At 59.1% G+C, this 17,929-nt stretch carries 16 protein-coding genes; 7 read left to right on the forward strand and 9 right to left on the reverse strand.

Going from position 1 to position 17,929, the window contains the following annotated elements; all coding sequences use genetic code 11:
* Positions 1 to 50: 50 nt before the first annotated feature.
* From LCW13_RS11920 to LCW13_RS17540, 3 genes are all read left to right on the forward strand, one after another.
* Positions 51 to 1,640, forward strand: coding sequence for a sigma-54-dependent transcriptional regulator (locus tag LCW13_RS11920; RefSeq protein ID WP_225346992.1), 1,590 nt, complete (start codon positions 51 to 53; stop codon positions 1,638 to 1,640).
* Positions 1,637 to 3,904 carry a sensor histidine kinase gene (locus LCW13_RS11925; RefSeq protein WP_225346993.1) on the forward strand — a complete coding sequence of 756 codons (2,268 nt, stop codon included), beginning with the start codon at positions 1,637 to 1,639 and terminating at the stop codon, positions 3,902 to 3,904. The genes LCW13_RS11920 and LCW13_RS11925 overlap by 4 nt, the downstream gene beginning before the upstream one ends.
* 183 nt (positions 3,905 to 4,087) lie before the next feature.
* Positions 4,088 to 4,741, forward strand: coding sequence for a helix-turn-helix domain-containing protein (locus tag LCW13_RS17540; RefSeq protein ID WP_225346994.1), 654 nt, complete (start codon positions 4,088 to 4,090; stop codon positions 4,739 to 4,741).
* On the opposite strand, the gene LCW13_RS11935 is transcribed toward LCW13_RS17540, so the two are convergent.
* The 3 genes from LCW13_RS11935 to upp all read right to left on the reverse strand — a co-directional run bounded on the left by LCW13_RS11935 (position 4,738) and on the right by upp (position 8,189).
* Complete coding sequence (locus LCW13_RS11935; protein WP_225346995.1) at positions 4,738 to 5,961, reverse strand: glycosyltransferase; 1,224 nt, start codon at positions 5,959 to 5,961, stop codon at positions 4,738 to 4,740. The genes LCW13_RS17540 and LCW13_RS11935 overlap by 4 nt on opposite strands.
* 190 nt (positions 5,962 to 6,151) lie before the next feature.
* Complete coding sequence (locus LCW13_RS11940; protein WP_225346996.1) at positions 6,152 to 7,438, reverse strand: uracil-xanthine permease family protein; 1,287 nt, start codon at positions 7,436 to 7,438, stop codon at positions 6,152 to 6,154.
* A gap of 121 nt (positions 7,439 to 7,559) precedes the next feature.
* A complete protein-coding gene (gene upp, locus LCW13_RS11945) occupies positions 7,560 to 8,189 on the reverse strand; it encodes a uracil phosphoribosyltransferase (RefSeq protein ID WP_043335602.1) in 630 nt (209 codons plus the stop codon).
* A 332-nt stretch (positions 8,190 to 8,521) separates the two neighbouring features.
* Between upp and LCW13_RS11950 the strand changes: the two genes are divergently transcribed.
* Complete coding sequence (locus tag LCW13_RS11950; RefSeq protein ID WP_225346997.1) at positions 8,522 to 9,454, forward strand: glycosyltransferase family 8 protein; 933 nt, start codon at positions 8,522 to 8,524, stop codon at positions 9,452 to 9,454.
* 244 nt (positions 9,455 to 9,698) lie between these two features.
* A complete protein-coding gene (locus LCW13_RS11955; RefSeq protein ID WP_225346998.1) occupies positions 9,699 to 10,547 on the forward strand; it encodes a sulfotransferase family protein in 849 nt (282 codons plus the stop codon).
* An 86-nt stretch (positions 10,548 to 10,633) separates the two neighbouring features.
* Here LCW13_RS11955 and LCW13_RS11960 read toward each other — a convergent pair whose 3' ends face one another.
* The 6 genes from LCW13_RS11960 to LCW13_RS11985 all read right to left on the reverse strand — a co-directional run bounded on the left by LCW13_RS11960 (position 10,634) and on the right by LCW13_RS11985 (position 15,483).
* Positions 10,634 to 11,305, reverse strand: a complete 672-nt coding sequence (locus LCW13_RS11960) for a glycosyltransferase family 25 protein (protein ID WP_225346999.1) — start codon at positions 11,303 to 11,305, stop codon at positions 10,634 to 10,636.
* A gap of 38 nt (positions 11,306 to 11,343) precedes the next feature.
* Complete coding sequence (ung, locus tag LCW13_RS11965; RefSeq protein ID WP_225347000.1) at positions 11,344 to 12,054, reverse strand: uracil-DNA glycosylase; 711 nt, start codon at positions 12,052 to 12,054, stop codon at positions 11,344 to 11,346.
* Between the two features lies 1 nt (position 12,055).
* Positions 12,056 to 12,553, reverse strand: a complete 498-nt coding sequence (gene gpt, locus LCW13_RS11970) for a xanthine phosphoribosyltransferase (RefSeq protein ID WP_043335607.1) — start codon at positions 12,551 to 12,553, stop codon at positions 12,056 to 12,058.
* Positions 12,554 to 12,724: 171 nt separating this feature from the next.
* Positions 12,725 to 13,270 carry an adenine phosphoribosyltransferase gene (locus tag LCW13_RS11975; RefSeq protein ID WP_043335609.1) on the reverse strand — a complete coding sequence of 182 codons (546 nt, stop codon included), beginning with the start codon at positions 13,268 to 13,270 and terminating at the stop codon, positions 12,725 to 12,727.
* Entirely contained in the window at positions 13,270 to 14,571 is a 1,302-nt protein-coding gene (locus LCW13_RS11980; RefSeq protein WP_192837612.1) for an NCS2 family permease, read from the reverse strand. The genes LCW13_RS11975 and LCW13_RS11980 overlap by 1 nt, the downstream gene beginning before the upstream one ends.
* A 300-nt stretch (positions 14,572 to 14,871) precedes the next feature.
* Positions 14,872 to 15,483: a riboflavin synthase subunit alpha gene (locus LCW13_RS11985; protein ID WP_225348153.1), complete on the reverse strand. Its 612-nt coding sequence runs from the start codon at positions 15,481 to 15,483 to the stop codon at positions 14,872 to 14,874.
* A 721-nt stretch (positions 15,484 to 16,204) separates the two neighbouring features.
* On the opposite strand from LCW13_RS11985, the gene LCW13_RS11990 reads away from it, so the two are divergent.
* Positions 16,205 to 17,248: a methionine ABC transporter ATP-binding protein gene (locus LCW13_RS11990; protein ID WP_192837611.1), complete on the forward strand. Its 1,044-nt coding sequence runs from the start codon at positions 16,205 to 16,207 to the stop codon at positions 17,246 to 17,248.
* A complete protein-coding gene (locus LCW13_RS11995; protein ID WP_107336314.1) occupies positions 17,229 to 17,882 on the forward strand; it encodes a methionine ABC transporter permease in 654 nt (217 codons plus the stop codon). The genes LCW13_RS11990 and LCW13_RS11995 overlap by 20 nt, the downstream gene beginning before the upstream one ends.
* Positions 17,883 to 17,929 lie beyond the last annotated feature (47 nt).

Raw genomic sequence — 17,929 nt, forward strand, 5'->3', positions numbered from 1 at the left:
GAGATGATCTCCCCTGCGACCATTACTGCCCTGTTGACCCGAGGAATGCCATGACTGCCCACGCCCCCTCCACACCCCGTGAGACCCGGCGTAGCGGCAGCGACCCCCTCCCCACCGCCTCGGTACTGATCGTCGATGACGAGCCCGGCATGCGCCGCTATCTGGAGAAGGCACTTTCCTCGCGCTTCGCGCTGATCGAGTGTGCCGACAGTGTCGAGCAGGCCGAAGCCCTGCGCTCGCGACTGCATTTCGACCTCATCCTGCTCGACATTCGCCTGCCGGGGCGCGATGGCCTGGATTGGGATGAAGCGCTTGCGCCCTCTTCGGTCAGCGATGTCATCTTCATGACCGCCTACGCCGATCTCGAGACCGCTGTGCGCGCACTGCGGGCCGGAGCCTGTGATTTCATCATCAAGCCGTTTCGTCTCGAACAGTTGCAGGCCGCGCTAGACCGCTGCCTTGAGCGCCGCCAGCTGACGCGGGAAAACTTCCTGCTCCGTCGCGACAATGCCCGCCATCAGCAGGAAGAGGCCAGCCTCAAGGGCGAGAGCCCTGCCATGCAAGAGCTGGCGCATATCATCGCGCGCGTTGCTCCCGCGCCCTCGCCAGTGCTGATTCTGGGGGAATCCGGCACCGGCAAGGAGCTGGCGGCGCGTGATCTGCATCGCCTGTCCGGTCGGCACGGCGCCTTCGTGCCGGTCAACTGCGGCGCCATCAGCCCGGAGCTGTTGGAGAGCGAGCTGTTCGGCCATCTTAAAGGTGCCTTTACCGGCGCGCACCGTGGCCGTGATGGCCTGTTCAGCTTCGCCGATGGCGGCACGCTGTTCCTGGATGAAATCGGCGAGATGCCATTGGCGATGCAGGCCAAGCTGTTGCGAGTGCTGGAGACGCGCCGCGTGCGCCCCGTCGGCGGCGAGCAGGAACAGGCGGTGGACGTGCGTATCGTCGCCGCCACTCACCGCACGCTGGAGACGGAGGTGGCCGCGGGCCGCTTCCGCGAAGACCTCTACTATCGCCTCAACGTGCTGAGCCTGACACTGCCGGCCCTGCGCGAGCGCCCGGAGGACATCCCGGCGCTGGCCCAGCATTTCTCGCGGCAGCTGTCGCGTGAGCTCAACCTCCCCGCCGTGCCCTGGCAGCATTCTGATCTCACTCGCCTGTGCCACTATTCCTGGCCCGGCAATGTGCGGGAACTCAAGAACGTCATCGAGCGCGCCTTGCTGCTCGGCCGCCTGCCCGGCGATACCCTGCCGGTCGACAGTCAGGCCGCACAGGCACCAGGCCACGAGATATGGGACGGCAGCGGGGACGCGACCACCTCCCCCAAGGAAGAGGCCGCCAGCAGCGGCTATCCACTCGAGTGGTCATTGGATGCGGTGGAAAAGGCCCATCTGTGCGCGGTACTGGAGCGACATGCCAACAACAAGTCAGCCGCCGCCCGCCAGCTGGGCATCTCGCGCAAGACGCTGGATCGCAAACTGACCACCTGGCGCGCCGAGCAGCAAATCAGTGAGGACAGTGGCGCTGAGAATGCCACTGAGAATGGCACTGAGATTGGTACTGAGAGCGGCACTGAGAGCGATCAACCCGCCCCCGCCACCTCGTCCGCCGCTCCCTACGGAGCCGACGGCAGCGCATGATCAAGCGCCTGCGCCATTACTTCGCCGGTTCGCTGCGGCGCAGGCTGCTGCTGCTGACACTGGCGCCGCTGCTGGCGCTGATGCTGGCGCTGGTCGGCCTGACCGCCTACTGGACCACGGCCTATACCGACCGCCAGCTGTACATGAACGTGCGCAGCGACCTCGATGTTGCCAGCCGCACGCTGCAGAGCCAACATCAGCGCCTGCGTGATGGCCTGGAGGCGATGCGTCGCAACCTGCGCCAGCTGGTGACACCCGATGAGCAGACCGCGCAGCTGTTGCCACGGCTGGTGCCGCGCCTAGATACCATGCGGGACACTCTCAATGCCGACTGGCTGCGCTGGCTGCCCACCGAGCAGTTGCGCCAGACGCCCGGCGTCGCCGCGCTGATTCCGCAACTGGCGCGCGGCGAAAGCCTGGATGGCCTCGACATGCTGTCCAGCGACTCACTGGCGACGCTGGACCCTGCCCTTGCCGAGCGCGCGCGCCTTGCGCTGCGCCAGACACCCTACGCACAACCCAGTGCCCGCCGCGAGGAAAACCGCGGCATGCTGCTGCGGGCGCTGGTGCCCATCCTCGATGGCGAGGGCAAGCTACTGGGCGCGCTGGATGCGGGCCGCCTGCTCAATCGCGACCCGCGTCTGGTCGATGAGATCCGCGATCTGCTCTACGGCCCCGGCACCCTGCCGGAAGATGGCACCGGCACCATCACCCTGTTTCTCGATGATGTCCGCATCGCCACCAATGTCACCGACGCCAGCGGCGAGCGTGCACTGGGCACGCGTGCCTCGCTGGAGGTGAAGCGTCAGGTGATCGGCAATGGCGAGCGCTATATCAATCGTGCCTTCGTGGTTCGTGACTGGTTCGTGGCCGCCTATGCCCCGCTGGATTCCCTGGATGGCCAGCGGATCGGCATGATCTACGCAGGCTATCCGCAGGCGCCCTACGCGCGGCTCTATCGCGAGACGCTGACGCATATCAGCTTGGTGCTGATCGCGGTCAGTCTGTTGGGGGTACTGCTGGCGTGGAGCAGCATCGAGCGCCTGATGCAGCCGATCCGACAGATTCGCCGTGTGGTGCATGCGGTGCGTGATACCCCATCCCAGGAGGGCCTGCGCATAGGCCCGCTGTCCTCTCTGGGGCCGGCGCAGCGACACGGTGATGAGCTGGATGAACTGGCCGAGGAATTCGACGCCATGCTGGCGCGACTGGAAGCGCACCGCCACGAGATACAGCTCGCGGCCCAGACGCTGGAAGCCCAGGTGGAGGATCGCACCCGCGATCTGAGCGCCCAGACCGCTACGCTGCGCGAACGCAGTCAGGCGCTGGAGGAGCACGTCCGCCTGCTGCGCGAAGCGCGTGCGCGCCTGCTGACCCGCGAGAAACTGGCGGCGCTGGGCGAGCTGACGGCGGGTATCGGCCACGAGATCAACAACCCCGCCGCGGTGATTCTGGGTCATGTCGAGTTGATCGAGGTGATACTCGGTGAACAGGCCGAGCCGGTGCGCGAGGAAATCGCCACCATCATCCATCAGGTCGAACGCATTCGCGCGCTGGTCGACAACCTGCGTCAGTACGCGCGCGACCCGCTCGCCTCAAACGACATTGGCGACGGCAACTCACTGACGCCGTCACTCGGTGCGCCTCACCTCAGCCAGATTCATCCCGATGAGGCGATCCACAGTGTCGAGGTGCTGGTCAGGCACGCGCTTGATCATCATGGCCATCAATTGCAGCATGAGCTGGCGGCGACGCGCTTGATCGAGGCCGATCGCGCGCAACTGACCCAGGTGCTGGTCAATCTGCTGATCAACGCCATCGAGATGGCGCCTGCGCCGGATACGCTGTGCATCACCAGCCGTGATCGTGATGCAGCGCTGACCGTGATGAGCGGCGAGCCAAACAGCCGTCCGGATACGTCAGTCTCAGCGCCAGCGCCAGCCTCAGTGCCAACGGAACTCGCCCCCGTGGCGGGAGTCGAGATACGCGTCATCGATCACGGCGCTGGCGTGCCCGAGCATCTCAAGTCGCGCATCTTCACGCCCTTCTTCACCACGCGCGCCAATGGCTCGGGCATCGGTCTGTCGGTCTCATCGGGCTTGATCACCCAGCTGGGGGGCAGGCTATGGCTGGAAGATACCCCCGGGGGCGGCGCCACCTTCTGCCTGTGGCTGCCGTGCATCGCACGCCGGCATCATGAGGATGATCAAGGGCGCCATCTGCTCGAGACGCTCAGCGCCGGGGGCAGCAGTCGCTCGCCTTGAGCCACAAGCAACAAATGAACTCACCCGGGCGTGACGAGGTGCACTGCCACGCACTCCCACCCGCGTGCTAGCCTGCGCGCATGCTCACTCAATCAGGCACCACTGATGTCGCACGATAGCTCCCCTACTGCCTCAGAACCTCTCACTGCCGGCAAGGCAGCACAGCCCACTGACGACAAGAAAATGGCAGACGAGGAAATGGCAGCGTCTCGCACGCTGGGCAAGCGGCTGCGCGAACTGCGCACGCGTCATGGCCTCTCTCAGCGCGAACTGGCCAAGCGTGCTCAGGTGACCAACTCGACCATCTCGCAGGTCGAGCAGGACGCGGTCAGCCCTTCCGTCAGCTCGCTGAACAAGATTCTAGAGGTATTTCCGATCTCGCTGAGCGACTTCTTCAGCGATGAGATACCCGTCGAACCACCACGCATCCTACGTGGCAACGAGCATGAGCCGATTGCGGGCTGTGGACCGGGACTCACGCTGCGACGCATTGATCGATCCCGGCAGACATCGCCACAGCCCCAGGTCGAGCTGGGCAGCCTCGCACCGGGGTGCAGCGCCTATCTGCAGGCCGCGCATGACAGCCTGGTGCTGGTGACGCACGGCGCACTGCGTATCGAGTTCCCCGCGACGGCGGCCTGCCAGGAGGCACTTCTCGAATGTGGTGATGCTGCGCGACTGCATGCCGGGGAGCGCTATCAACTGCATTGGCGCAAGCCTGAGGCGTCGCAAGCCGCAAGCCATGAACTCTCAAGCAGTGAAGTTAACCATCACGGGACCTCCGACGCTGCCGAGGCCCCAGACTGCCAGTGGCTATGCATCACACAGAGTCGCTAGCCTCTTGCAGCGCGGGAGTGAGGCTGGCCCGCAGCATCAGGCGACTGCTCGCGCGCCTCATCCCAGGGGGCATTGGTGGCCGGCTCGGCCAAGAAACGCTCCACCATGGTGTGCGGACAGAAATCTGCCAACCATTCCTCGCGAACCGGATAGCCTTCCTCTGCCAACAACTCGCTCATGCGTCGCGCGAGGCCTTCGGCGGAATGCGGCGCGATGGCGTGTTCCAGCTCGCCCTTGAGGATCTCGCGTATTCCACCACGGCAATCCACCGAGACTACCGGTGTGCCGCAGGCCAGCGCCTCCATCAGCACGATACCCATGCCCTCGACACGCGAGCTGAGCACGAACAGCTTGGCGGCACGCATCCAGGCATAGGGGTTGTCACGCTGGCCGGCGAAGATCACCCGCTCGGCGATGCCAAGACTTTCAGCCTGGGTTTCCAGGGCTTCCCGGCAATTGCCCGCCCCCACGATCACCAGCGGCTCCTTCGGATTGGCCAGGGCATAAGCCTCGAGCAACAGGGCATGGTCTTTCTGCGGCACCAGACGCGCCACATTGAGAATGAAGGGCTCAGCCGGGATATCCGTCTCATCCATGGCGGCCTGCTCGCGGATCCGGGTGATCGGACAGGCATTGACGATCGTCTCGATATGCACCGGTGTCACCCCATGCTGGCGAGCAATGTCACGTGCCCCTTGCGCCACATCCTCGGACACCGCCACCAGATGCTTGTCTTCCAGCAGGCAGCGGGCAAACATGCGCTGCTTCCACTGCGGGCCGCTAAAGTTGACGCGATTTTCCAGCACGTAACGTGCACGGGAATCCTTGAACCCCCACACCTGCTCGAAGGTTCCCAGGCCACGGAAGATGATACGGTCAACCTTGCCGTGTTCCTGCTCGAATTCCTCGAGCCAAGCGGCGAATTCCTCGCCACCGGCCTTGCCGACCCACACGAAATTGGAACGGCGGATCACGGGATTGAGCACCAGACGTGACGCCAGTGTCGTCAGGGCGCCGCCGACGGAACGCTGAACGCGCTGCTGAATCGGCACGATGTGCTGCTGGACGCTGGCATCCTGCGGTTCAAGCACCTGATCACGACCGCGCCAGATGACCATATGCGTCTCGTGGTCATTCGCGGCCAGACTGTCGGCAAGATTGACCGCCACTCGCTCCATGCCGCCCATTTTCAGACTTCTCACTACGACCAGGGTACGCAAGCATCACTCCTTCGAATGTCCGCCAGTAACGCCTTGTGTCGCGTGCAAGACATGCGAAAACGATAGCTGGCGTCTGGTGGGAAAACGAAAAATGCAACTCCCTTGTGCCAGTCGCTCAGCACACGGGAGTTGCATTTATCTGAACCGTCATTCGCGGAAATGTTCCCTGCGACCACTCATCAAATGGTAATCATTCTCCCTCTTTCGCCGGCGGCAGAATCAGGTTGAGCACGATGCCCAGAATGGCGGCCAGGCTCACGCCCTGCAGCGTGAACTGACCACCACCGACCTGCATGCCACCGATCCCGAACACCAGGATCAAGGAGGCGATCACCAGATTGCGCGGTGCGGTCAGTGAGTCCCCCGCGCGTACCAGCGTGTTCATGCCGACCACCGCGATCGAGCCGAACAGCAGGCACATGATGCCGCCCATCACCGGCGTGGGAATCGTCTGCAGCACGGCGCCGACCTTGCCGATGAAGGCCAGCGAGATCGCGACACAGGCCGCGACCGTCATCACGCGCGGATTGAAATTGCGGGTCAGCATCACCGCACCGGTCACTTCGGAATAGGTGGTATTGGGCGGACCACCGAACATTGACGCCGCCGACGTCGCCAGGCCGTCACCGAGCAGCGTGCGATGCAGCCCCGGCTTCTTCAGGTAGTCACGCCGTGTCACCGAGCCGATCGCCACCATGTCGCCGATGTGCTCGACGGCAGGCGCGATGGCGACGGGAATCATGAACAGAATGGCGGAAAATTCGAAGGTCGGCGCAGTGAAGCTTGGTAATGCCAGCCACTCAGCGGCATGCACCGGCGAGAGGTCGATCACTCCCATCACCAGCCCCAGTACATACCCCGTCAGGATACCGCCGAGGATCGGCACCAGACGCAACATGCCACGCCCGAAGATCGACAGCACCAGCGTCACGCCAAGACTGGCCAATGACAATGTCAGCGCTTGGGCATGCGAGATGTTGTCGCTGAATTCGCCGGTGGCCATCTGCACCGCCGTCGGTGCCAGCGCCAACCCGATGACCATGATCACCGGACCGACCACGACGGCCGGCAGCAGGCGATGCACGATGCCGACACCCTTGAGACGAATGCATTGCGCCAGCAGCACATAGACCAGGCCCGCGACGAACAAGCCGCCCATGGTGGCAGGAATGCCGAAGTTCGCGACCGAGCTCTGAATAGGCGCAATGAAGGCAAACGATGAGGCGAGGAAGACCGGCACGCTGGCTTTGGTCACGCACTGGAAGACCAGGGTGCCGACACCGGCCGTGAACAGGGCGACGTTGGGATCAAGCCCGGTCAGCAGCGGGACCAGCACCAGCGCACCAAAGGCGACGAACAGCATCTGCACGCCGGTGACGAGAGTCGTCAGCGAGAACCCTTCCTGTTCCGGCAAGGGCACATGGGCAGACGACGCATGGGGAGAGGAGGTATCAGAGGACGGTGATGAAGACGACATGGCAGCACTTCTTTTCACGGGCGGAGGGGTCAACCGCCTGATCCTGACTGCTCAGACAGGTCAGACAGATACAAAAACGCCCCGCGCAGATGCGCAGGGCGTTGTCATCTCTGGCGAGCGCTCAGCGCGTGCCGAAGATCTTGTCACCGGCATCGCCGAGACCCGGCACGATGTAACCGTTCTCGTCGAGGCGGTCATCGACGGAGGCGGTGTAGATCTCGATGTCCGGGTAGGATTCCTGCACCTTGGCGATCCCCTCAGGTGCCGCGACCAGCACGATGACCTTGATCTGCTGGCAGCCCTTGGCCTTGAGCATGTCCAGCGTGGCGATCATGGAACCGCCGGTCGCCAGCATCGGGTCGATCACGATGGCCAGACGCTCGTCGAGATCTGACACGAACTTCTCGAAATACGGTACCGGCTCCAGCGTCTCTTCATCACGGTACAGACCCACGACGCTGATGCGTGCCGGGGGAATCAGGTCCGTCACGCCATCCAGCATGCCCAGGCCGGCGCGCAGGATCGGGACGATGGTCACTTTCTTGCCCTTGATGGTCTGGACATCCAGCTCGTTGCCGCTCCAGGCATCAATGGTGGTAGTTTCCAGCTCCAGGTCCTGGGTTGCCTCATAGGTCAACAGCTTGGCGACCTCACTGGCCAGCTCACGGAAGCTCTTGGTGCTGATGCCTGCTGCACGCATCAGGCCGAGCTTGTGCTGGACCAGTGGATGATTGATGGCATGGACGCTCATGGAAATACCTCTTGGGACAGAAGATGGTGCAAACGATACGCAGCACTAGCCCCGCCGGCTCGGACGATAGCAGCGGGGAGGCTGGTAAATTGAGCGCATTCTAGCGGAAGCAGGCTTACAAGTTAAGTACCACCACCCTGTCCCCCCTTACCTTTAGCCACAAGGGCTAAGCCTCCGTGCCAGCAACACAATCCTCGCCCTGAGCAGGTATCCAGAGTTGTTTTCGTAACCGAACAGTAACTATTCATGGAGATAACCTTACAGCATTGCTTAGAAAGCACACAAACATTATCATATGTAAATATCAAAAGTATTTTACACGAGAGGAATTAATGCTACCTATATTTATATCATGCGATGAAAATTACTCCGCGCATCTTGCTACCACTATCATATCGGCAATCATCAATTGTAAAGAGCCTGAAAAGCTCAAATTTATCATTGGTGACGCTGGGCTCAAAGCAGACACAAGATCAACATTGACATCCATGATAGAAAAATATGGATCTCATGTGGCATTTGTTTATCTAGACGACAGTAAATTTAGTGGCCTAAAAATAAAGCGCTACGGCAAGTCAATTTACTTCAGATTCTACCTTGATGAATTGCTTGATGATGAAGAACTAGTTCTATGTTTGGATTGTGACACTGTTGTCGTTGGCGATTTATTGGATATATATAGGGAAACCAGTGGGAAAAGTTTCACAATAGCTGCTGTGGAAAATATCGGCAGATCTCCACATAGCCGTCTTGGTTTGAAAAAAGGTGATTATTTCAACTGTGGATTAATGCTTATCAATATGAAGCAGTGGAAAGAAGAAAAAATAGGAAATAAAGGGCTGGAGTTTTTATTAGCTCACCCTGAATTGTGTGCGCACAATGAACAATGCGCAATTAACAAAGTCGCCCAAGGGGAATGGTATCGCCTTCCATTAACATGGAATGCTCAACGACCTGCCTATAAAATTTTAGAAAAGCGTATGAACGAACAGCATAGGGACAAAAATGAATTCTTGGAATCAATACAGGAACCGGTCATGGTTCACTATATGGGGAAAAACAGTAAACCTTGGGATGCTCATAGCTTACATCCATTGAAAACATTATACACAATTTATCGCAACAAGACCCCATGGCCGATTAAAAGTCAGAAAACGGCACTACACAAAAAAATAAAGTTCTATGCATCACTACAGAAACTATTTCTCTACGAAAAAAGAAAAAAAATGAGCAAAAAATTGATTGATGCACATAAAGAAGCCTAACCATAGTTGGCGCGAAACTAAAGCGCCAACCATGGTTATAACCTAACACATATACCAATACGCAATCACAAAAATATATTTAACACATATATTTGGGGTGTCGCTCATATCTCATACTTCAACCCGTCACCCCACTATACTCACGACTAAAAACTACTCTATGCAAAAACCATGAAACCACATATAGAGCATTGTAATTTCATCACTTTGCAGGCAAAGTCATATATTCTCAACTAAAATGCTGATGCCCAAAGCACAGCACCAAACACTTAATATGAATACGCGGTCGAAAAAGATGATCATAAAAAGCTTGGTAAAACATAAAGTCACACGAGGCAAGTACGTAGAGCATTATATAAAGAAAGGCTATAATGCATTGCCATCATATTTTTCGAAACCCTTAGAAACCGATACATTATTCACCTTCATTGTCGGATGCGGCCATAGCGGCACAACGCTAATGGCCGCAAAGCTGAGCAACCATACAGATATCCTCGGGATTGGTAGAGAAACTGGCGTATTATCTCAAGGACGTCATTCACTTTCATCAATCAAGGCTATTCTACGTGAATGGAATTATTTTGCTGAATCATATGGCCAAAGCTGCGTTTTGGAAAAAACGCCAAAGCATATATATTCTTATGAGCGTGTACAAAAGGTATTAACAAACAATAAATTTATTGTCATGACACGAAACCCTCTGGATACGATAGCCTCTCTGTATAAACGCTTTGGAGATATAGAATACTGCATCGACAGATGGAATTATGATAATTCCAAAGCTCTGGAGCTACAAAATAAAAAAAATGTACTATTCGTGAAATATGAAGAGCTCACAGAGGAACCAGAAAAAGTACTCAAGGCTGCGCTAAACTTTTTGGGCTATACTTATGATAATAGCATTCTAGAACCCAAAGACACTATATACAGTAAAACCTCTCAAAAAAGAAACATGAAAGTGCGCGAAGAGCAAGTAAGCCAATCGATCAAACCAAATAAAGATGGATGGAAAAAAACATTCAACAAAGAGCAATCTATCTACATCATGTCAAGAGTGAGAGAAGTTTCAAGCAAACTAGGATACTCAGCATAACCTCAATTAATCGATACATTTACCCCGGATTATCAGAATCTATAGATTTATATCCGGGATAATAAAACAGAAAGATCACTGTACATTTACAGCCATCGCATACACAGGGTACGCCAGATGTCTCTTTTTAGTGCACTAGGCTGTTTCGAGAAATTATTATTCCAATAACGCTTATCTTTAACACTAGCCCCCCCTTTCCTCTTGACGCGATTCTCAACGATATCGCTTTTCATCTCATCTTCTGGCTGTTGAGCCGAAAGCATTGGATAAACTGAATAAGACTTCACTACATTACAATAATGCGTATCAATCGGAGTGCCAACAAACTTTTGTCTTACCAACTTCTTGCACCCTTGTCGTGAAAGTACATATGCGTGAGTGCCTGTTAGTCGCGCACGTACAATATTAGGAAAGGGGATCAACCACATACGCCCCAACATGCCTCCGAGATATAAAATCTCAGGCTTCTTGAATTTTAAAAAAGTATTAGCCCGTCGTATCACTTCATGTTTAAAGTTTAGTAACGTCGCATCATCTTCCAAAATTAAGACTCTTTCATAACCTCGTTCGATAGCCATGGCCGCACAAGCTTGGTGTGACTCATAGCAACCTCGCTCAGGATCTTCAGAGTCGCGTTCAGCAAGATAGAACTCTATATCAAGGCCTAATGGCGCAAACTCTTCAAGCAGCATTTGACGTCGATCTTTTCGCTCGACAAGACTGATGCAGAAAACTCCATCGACTTCCAATGTAGACATGGTCTGCTCCGTCCGTGATGACGTTCTAGGGATGATATTTACTCACTGGAAGGCAACTGCCAGTCGATCGGCTTTGTCCCACGCGCTTCCAGCCAGGCGTTAGCTTGCGAGAAGTGGCGAGAGCCGAAGAAACCGCGGTGCGCTGCGAGGGGGGATGGGTGCGGCGCGTGGAGCACCAGGTGCTTTTGGGCGTCCACAGCGCGAGCCTTCTTCTGGGCATGACTGCCCCAGAGCAGGAAGACGACACCCTGACAGTGCTGATTGATCACGTCGATGGCGCGGTCGGTGAATTGCTCCCACCCCTGCTTCTGATGCGAGGCGGCCTTGCCCTGCTCGACGGTCAGCACGCTGTTGAGCAGCAAGACGCCCTGCTTCGCCCAGCTTTCCAGGAAGCCGTGATCGACGGGTTCGACGCCGACATCGGTGGCCAGTTCCTTGTAGATGTTCTTGAGCGAAGGCGGCGGGCGCACACCGGGACGTACCGAGAAGCACAGTCCATGCGCCTGGCCCGGGCCGTGGTACGGGTCCTGGCCGAGGATCACGACCTTGACGTTGGAGAGCGGCGTCAGCCAGAAGGCACGGAACCAGTCATCGGAATGCGGATAGATGACCTTGCCGGCATCTTTCTCGGCGCGCAGAAAGTCGCGCAGACGCTGCATGTAGTCAGCCTGAAACTCTTGGCCAAGATGCGCCTGCCAATCGGCAGGCAGCACCTCGGAGCGGCCAGTCGCGGCAGTCTCCAACGGCATGTCAGCTATCGCTCTCTTGCTTCTTGAGCTGCTCGGCGATCGGCTCGACGTAGGCGATACCCATGTCCCACGGGAACTGGATCCAGCAGTTCTGCGGCACTTCGGTGATGAAGCCATCGACCAGCGGACGACCTTCCGGCTTGGCATAGACAGTCACGAAGTGCGCCTTGGGCAGCATGTCACGCACCGCACGTGCGGTATTGCCGGTGTCGACCAGGTCATCGACCAGCAGCCAGCCGTCACCGTCGTGGTCGACGCCCTTGACCACTTCCAGACCACCCTGCTCCATGTGGTCGTGATAGCTCTTGATGCACACGGTATCGATGTGGCGGATACCCAGCTCGCGGGCGATCAGGCCGGCCGGAATCAGGCCACCGCGGGTGATGGCGATGATGCCCTTGAAGTCGCGACCGCTGAGGTCGTGACATAGCGCGCGCACATCGCGGTGCAGCTGGTCCCAGGAGACGATGAAGTGGTCGTGGTAGCGTTCGGAAGACATGTGGGTCACTCGCAATGACGAAACAGAAGGAAAGCATGGTGGCTGGCGCGCCACCGCACAAGGGGAAGATCCACTCAGCCACGCCAGAGCGCGGACAAGGGCCTCAGATTCGCTGCCCGCAGCAACGACGATGGCCCTGCCAGAAGACAGGGCCATCGCGTCAAGCCGGCATTACTCGGATTCGGTGAAGCTGCACGCCGCGAAGACACTGTGGCCTTCTTCACGAATGCGCGCGGAGCCGCCGATTTCCGGCAGATCGATGATGGCTGCCGTCTCGACGACCACACCACCGGTGCGCTCGATCAGCTTGCAGGCCGCCAGCATGGTGCCGCCGGTGGCGATCAGGTCATCCATCACCAGGATGCGATCGCCTTCACGGAAGGCATCGGAGTGCAGCTCGACGGTGGACTCACCATATTCCAGCGAGTAGGTCTCGCTGATGGTCTTGAACGGCAGCTTGCCCTTCTTGCGCACCGGCACGAAGCTGCAGCCCAGCTCGTAGGCCAGCGGAGCACCGATGATGAAGCCACGCGCATCGATGGCGGCGATGGCGTCGATCTCCATCTCTTGGTAGCGGTGCACGAAGGAGTCGATCAGCTTGCGGAACGCGGCGGAGTTCTGCAGCACCGGCGTGATGTCACGGAAGTTGACACCTTCCTGGGGCCAGTCCGGCACGGTGCGGATGACAGACTTGATGTAGTCGCTGTAGATGCTCATTAGAGGGCTCCGTCGAGGAACAGGTATTTGCAGGCGAACAGGATGGCGAGAATCACCAGCCCCGGGCTCAGATCACGATAACGGCCGGAGAACAGCTTGATCACGGCGTAGCTGATGAAGCCCAGCGCGATCCCGTTGGCAATCGAGTAGGTCAGCGGCATCACCAGGGTAGCGATCACCACCGGTGCCGCTTCAGTAATGTCGTTCCAGTCGATGCGTGCCAGACCGCCCGTCATCAGGCAGGCGACATACAGCAGCGCACCGGCAGTGGCGAAGGCCGGAATCGAGGTCGCCAGCGGCGACAGGAACAGGCTGACGAGGAACAGGCCGGCAACGACCACGGCCGTCAGGCCGGTACGTCCGCCGGCGGCCACGCCGGTGGCGGATTCGATGTAGCTGGTCACGTTCGAGGTGCCCATGACAGAGCCGACCATGGTGGCGCTGGAGTCGGCCATCAAGGCCCGTCCCAGGCGCGGCAGGTGGCCACGCTCATTGGTCAGGCCAGCCTGCTGGGAGACAGCGATCAGCGTGCCCGAGGTGTCGAACAGATCGACGAACAGGAAGGCGAAGATGATCGACACCATGCCCAGATTGAAGGCGCCGGCGATATCGAGCTCTGCCAATGTCGGCAGCATGCTCGGCGGCATCGAGGCAAAGCCGTGGAAATCGTTGTTGCCGGTCAAGGTCGCCAGCAGCGTGACGAGCAGTATGCCGATCATCACCGCACCGATCACCTTGCGGTAGGACAGCGCGACGATCAAAAAGAACGAGAGCAATGCATACATGGCCGCCGGCGAGGACAGATCGCCCAGCGTGACCAGCGTGCCCGGGGCGTCGACGACGATGCCGCTGCCCTGCAGGGCGATGATCGCCATGAACAGGCCGATGCCCGCGGCGATACCGGTCTTCAGCGAGGCGGGAATGGCATTGATGATCCACTCGCGAATCTTGAAAGCGGACAGCAGGAAGAAGCTCACCCCGGACAGGAAGACCGCGCCCAGCGCGACCTGCCAGGGCACGCCCATCTGACCGGCGACCGTATAGGTGAAGAAGGCCGTCAGCCCCATGCCCGGCGCCAGCGCGATCGGGTAGTTGGCGTAGAGCCCCATGACCAGACAGCCGATGGCGGCCGCCAGACAGGTCGCGACGAACACGGCGCCGTGATCCATGCCGGTGGAGGCCAGCATCGAGGGAGCCACGAAGATGATATAGGCCATCGCGAGGAAGGAGGTAAATCCTGCGATGACTTCGGTACGCACATTGGTACCGTGCTCGGAGAGCTTGAAAAGACGTTCCAGCATTGAGGTAGCCCCTATCCTTGAGCAGTGCCTGTCCGGCAAGGCGCAGTGGTCGGTGATTGTCAGAATCAGCAGATCAAGACGAACTCGCTCGGACAGGTATGCCGCACAGGGCGTCGGATGAAGCTTTTCCCCTGTTCAGCCTGCCTGAACCACGATGCCCCGCCAGCGGCAGGGCATCGAAAGGCGCAACATGGTACCCAAAGGTCTGCAGCGAATCGAGCATTCCCGGCATATTTCCTGACCAGTCAGACGAGTTCTGGCGTCATGCCAGTGAGTTGATCCGCTGCAGACCTGCAAGCCTCATGCCAGACGGGAGGCCATGACCCGCTCGACGGTCTCGACAATCGCCTGGGTTTGCGGGTCGACTTCAAGGTTGACCTGATCACCGACGGCGCGCACGCCCATCAGGGTGCGCTCGAGCGTCTCGGGAATCAGATTGACGCAGAAGCGCGTGCCCTGCACCTCGCCGATCGTCAAGCTGACACCGTCGAGTCCCACATAGCCCTTGTCGAACAGAAAACGCATCGGCTCGGCCGGCGCCTGGAACCAGATACGCCGATTGTCGGCAGTGGCCTCGATGGCATCGATGGTCACCATCGCCATCACGTGCCCGGACATCGAGTGCCCGCCGATCTCGTCGCCGAAGCGTGCCGCTCGCTCCACGTTCACGACGCTTCCCACCTCGAGTTCGCCCAGATTGGTCAGACGCAGCGTCTCGCGCATCAGGTCAAAGCTGGCCAGTTGACCCTCAAGTGCGGTCACGGTCAGACAGCAACCGTTATGGGCCACCGAGGCCCCCAGCTCCAGCCCCGCTTCCAACCCCGCCGGCAACCGGACCTGATGCGTGCGAAAGTCAGTGCGTTCTTCAATGGCCACCACTTCCGCCATGCCTTGTACGATACCCGTGAACATGCGTGATCTTTCCTTGCACTGCTGCTTCTTGCTGTCGAGAAGCCATGAATAAGGGACGGCATGCAGCAGCGAGATGACCGGCATGCCCAGCCGAAATCCTAGCATGGTGGACTAGCCGTCGACATGCTGGCGTTGTCTGCCGTGGGAGTGCGCGGCGTTGCCGCCCTCGCCACCCGTCTCCCGTCTCCCGCCTCTCGCCTCTCGCCTCTCGCCTCTCGCCTCTCGCCACAGACGAGCACGGCTGACACCGCGAACGCAGAGTAGCCAGAGCGGGCCGCAACTCATCCCCGACTGACCGTCAAGACAGGAAAGCCGTCGCTGGCGATTGAAATCCGCGTCAAGACAAGAACCTTGTAAGATATGGCTTACAGAGCGTATCGCCAAATTGCCATATCGAACGACAGTTCGAATAAACGTCCAGCGCAAGACCAAAGTCGTTGACACCCCCAAGGTGACTGATAGAATGCGCCTCAAATCTGTTTGGCGCCGATTTGTACCCGGATTGCGGGCGCCCACCACGAGAGCTGGTCTCACGGGGTGCAAGTTCTGCTAAAAGGGTGTGTCCAGCGTTGATGGCCACCCGTCTTGGGTGGTCTTTTTTCTCCCCACTGGATCGCTCCCCTCTTCGCTGTCTGCCATGTGCGCAGACGCCGGCAGAACGTTCTGTCCTCTACAGACCTTCGCCCGCAATCCGGTTGGTGCCTTAACCACTCGGACCCCCATGATCACACTCAAGAACGTCTCCAAGACTTATGGCAGTGGTGACAAGGCCGTGGTCGCGCTCAAGGATGCCAGCCTCACGGTTCCTCAGGGCGCCATTACCGGTGTCATCGGCCTGTCCGGTGCCGGCAAGTCGACTCTCATTCGCTGCGTCAATCTGCTCGAACGCCCCACTGCCGGTAGCGTCGTCGTCGATGGCCAGGAACTGACCGAGCTCGACGAGTCCGCCCTGCGCAGCGCTCGTCACCAGATCGGCATGATCTTCCAGCATTTCAATCTGCTCTCCTCACGCACAGTCTTCGCCAATGTGGCGCTGCCGCTGGAGCTGGCTGGCATCTCGAAGGACGAGATCAAAAAGCGCGTCGAGCCATTGCTGGAGCTGACCGGCCTGAGCGACAAGGCCGGCCAGTATCCTGCCCAGCTGTCCGGGGGTCAGAAACAGCGTGTGGCCATCGCCCGCGCGCTGGCCAGCCGCCCCAAGGTGCTGCTGTGTGATGAGGCCACCTCGGCGCTCGACCCGCAGACCACCGCCTCCATCCTTGAGCTGCTCAAGGACATCAACACCAAGCTGGGCCTGACGATCCTGCTGATCACCCACGAGATGGAAGTGGTCAAGAGCATCTGCGATCAGGTCGCCCTGATCAGCGGTGGTGAACTGGTGGAAGTGGCTTCGGTGGGCGATTTCTTCACCGCACCGCAGACCCGCCTTGGCCGCGAGTTCCTCAATGACTTCCTGGAACTTGAGCCGCCGCGTGCGCTGGTCGAGCGCCTCGAAGCCACGGCCGGCCCGCACACCCACCCGGTGGTGCGCCTGGCCTTCAGCGGCGACGCCGTCTCCACTCCGCTGATCTCCCGTCTGGCACGTGAATGCCAGGTGGATGTCAGCATCCTGCAGGCCAAGGTGGAATCCATTCAGGACCGCACCCTGGGCCTGATGATCGCCGAACTGATGGGCGACAGCCGCCAGACCCAGCAAGCGCTCGATTATCTCGAATCCCACGACCTGAAAGTGGAGGTGCTCGGTCATGTCACCCGCACTGCTTGAACTCGTCCTGTCCTCCACCCTCGAGACGCTGTACATGGTCGCGGTGGCAGGTCTGATCTCCGCGGCACTCGGCATTCCACTGGGCGTGGCACTCTACACCTCGCGCCCCGGCCAGATTCTCGCGCGCCCGGCACTCAACAGCGTGCTGAGCATCATCACCAACATCGGTCGCTCGGTGCCGTTCATCATCCTGATGGTGGCGATCATCCCGCTGACGCGCCTGATCGCGGGCAGCTCGATCGGTACCAATGCCGCCATCGTGCCGCTGACCATCGCCTCGATTCCCTTCGTCGCCCGCCTGATCGAAGGCGCGCTGAATGAAGTCGGTCCGGGGCTGGTCGAGGCCGCACAGGCCATGGGCGCCACGCCGATGCAGATCATCACCAAGGTGCTGCTGCCAGAAGCACGCGGCGGCATCATCAATGGCCTGACCATCACCGTGGTGACGCTGATCAGCTATTCCGCCATGGCCGGCACCGTCGGTGGCGGCGGCCTGGGGGATCTGGGCATTCGCTACGGCTACAACCGCTTCGACCCGATGGTGATGCTGGTGACCGTGGTCATCCTCGTCGTCATGGTGCAGGGCTTCCAGAGCCTGGGCGACCATCTGGTGCGCAAGTCGAACCACAAGTAAGCGTCGCTCCATGAGCGGTGACTGATCTGGAAGTGGCGTTCGATCTA

The organism is Cobetia amphilecti, assembly GCF_020217465.1.
GTDB classification, from domain to species: Bacteria; Pseudomonadota; Gammaproteobacteria; order Pseudomonadales; family Halomonadaceae; genus Cobetia; species Cobetia amphilecti.

What these genes read in the sequence shown, in the direction of transcription:
- LCW13_RS11980 (WP_192837612.1), bottom strand. Translation starts at nt 14,571, where the DNA reads ATGCTGGAACGTCTTTTCAAGCTCTCCGAGCACGGTACCAATGTGCGT.
- LCW13_RS17540 (WP_225346994.1), top strand. Translation starts at nt 4,088, where the DNA reads ATGGCAGACGAGGAAATGGCAGCGTCTCGCACGCTGGGCAAGCGGCTG.
- LCW13_RS11985 (WP_225348153.1), bottom strand. Translation starts at nt 15,483, where the DNA reads ATGTTCACGGGTATCGTACAAGGCATGGCGGAAGTGGTGGCCATTGAA.
- LCW13_RS11920 (WP_225346992.1), top strand. Translation starts at nt 51, where the DNA reads ATGACTGCCCACGCCCCCTCCACACCCCGTGAGACCCGGCGTAGCGGC.
- LCW13_RS11950 (WP_225346997.1), top strand. Translation starts at nt 8,522, where the DNA reads ATGCTACCTATATTTATATCATGCGATGAAAATTACTCCGCGCATCTT.
- LCW13_RS11975 (WP_043335609.1), bottom strand. Translation starts at nt 13,270, where the DNA reads ATGAGCATCTACAGCGACTACATCAAGTCTGTCATCCGCACCGTGCCG.
- LCW13_RS11940 (WP_225346996.1), bottom strand. Translation starts at nt 7,438, where the DNA reads ATGTCGTCTTCATCACCGTCCTCTGATACCTCCTCTCCCCATGCGTCG.
- ung (WP_225347000.1), bottom strand. Translation starts at nt 12,054, where the DNA reads ATGCCGTTGGAGACTGCCGCGACTGGCCGCTCCGAGGTGCTGCCTGCC.
- LCW13_RS11925 (WP_225346993.1), top strand. Translation starts at nt 1,637, where the DNA reads ATGATCAAGCGCCTGCGCCATTACTTCGCCGGTTCGCTGCGGCGCAGG.
- gpt (WP_043335607.1), bottom strand. Translation starts at nt 12,553, where the DNA reads ATGTCTTCCGAACGCTACCACGACCACTTCATCGTCTCCTGGGACCAG.
- LCW13_RS11990 (WP_192837611.1), top strand. Translation starts at nt 16,205, where the DNA reads ATGATCACACTCAAGAACGTCTCCAAGACTTATGGCAGTGGTGACAAG.
- LCW13_RS11995 (WP_107336314.1), top strand. Translation starts at nt 17,229, where the DNA reads ATGTCACCCGCACTGCTTGAACTCGTCCTGTCCTCCACCCTCGAGACG.
- LCW13_RS11955 (WP_225346998.1), top strand. Translation starts at nt 9,699, where the DNA reads ATGCCCAAAGCACAGCACCAAACACTTAATATGAATACGCGGTCGAAA.
- upp (WP_043335602.1), bottom strand. Translation starts at nt 8,189, where the DNA reads ATGAGCGTCCATGCCATCAATCATCCACTGGTCCAGCACAAGCTCGGC.
- LCW13_RS11960 (WP_225346999.1), bottom strand. Translation starts at nt 11,305, where the DNA reads ATGTCTACATTGGAAGTCGATGGAGTTTTCTGCATCAGTCTTGTCGAG.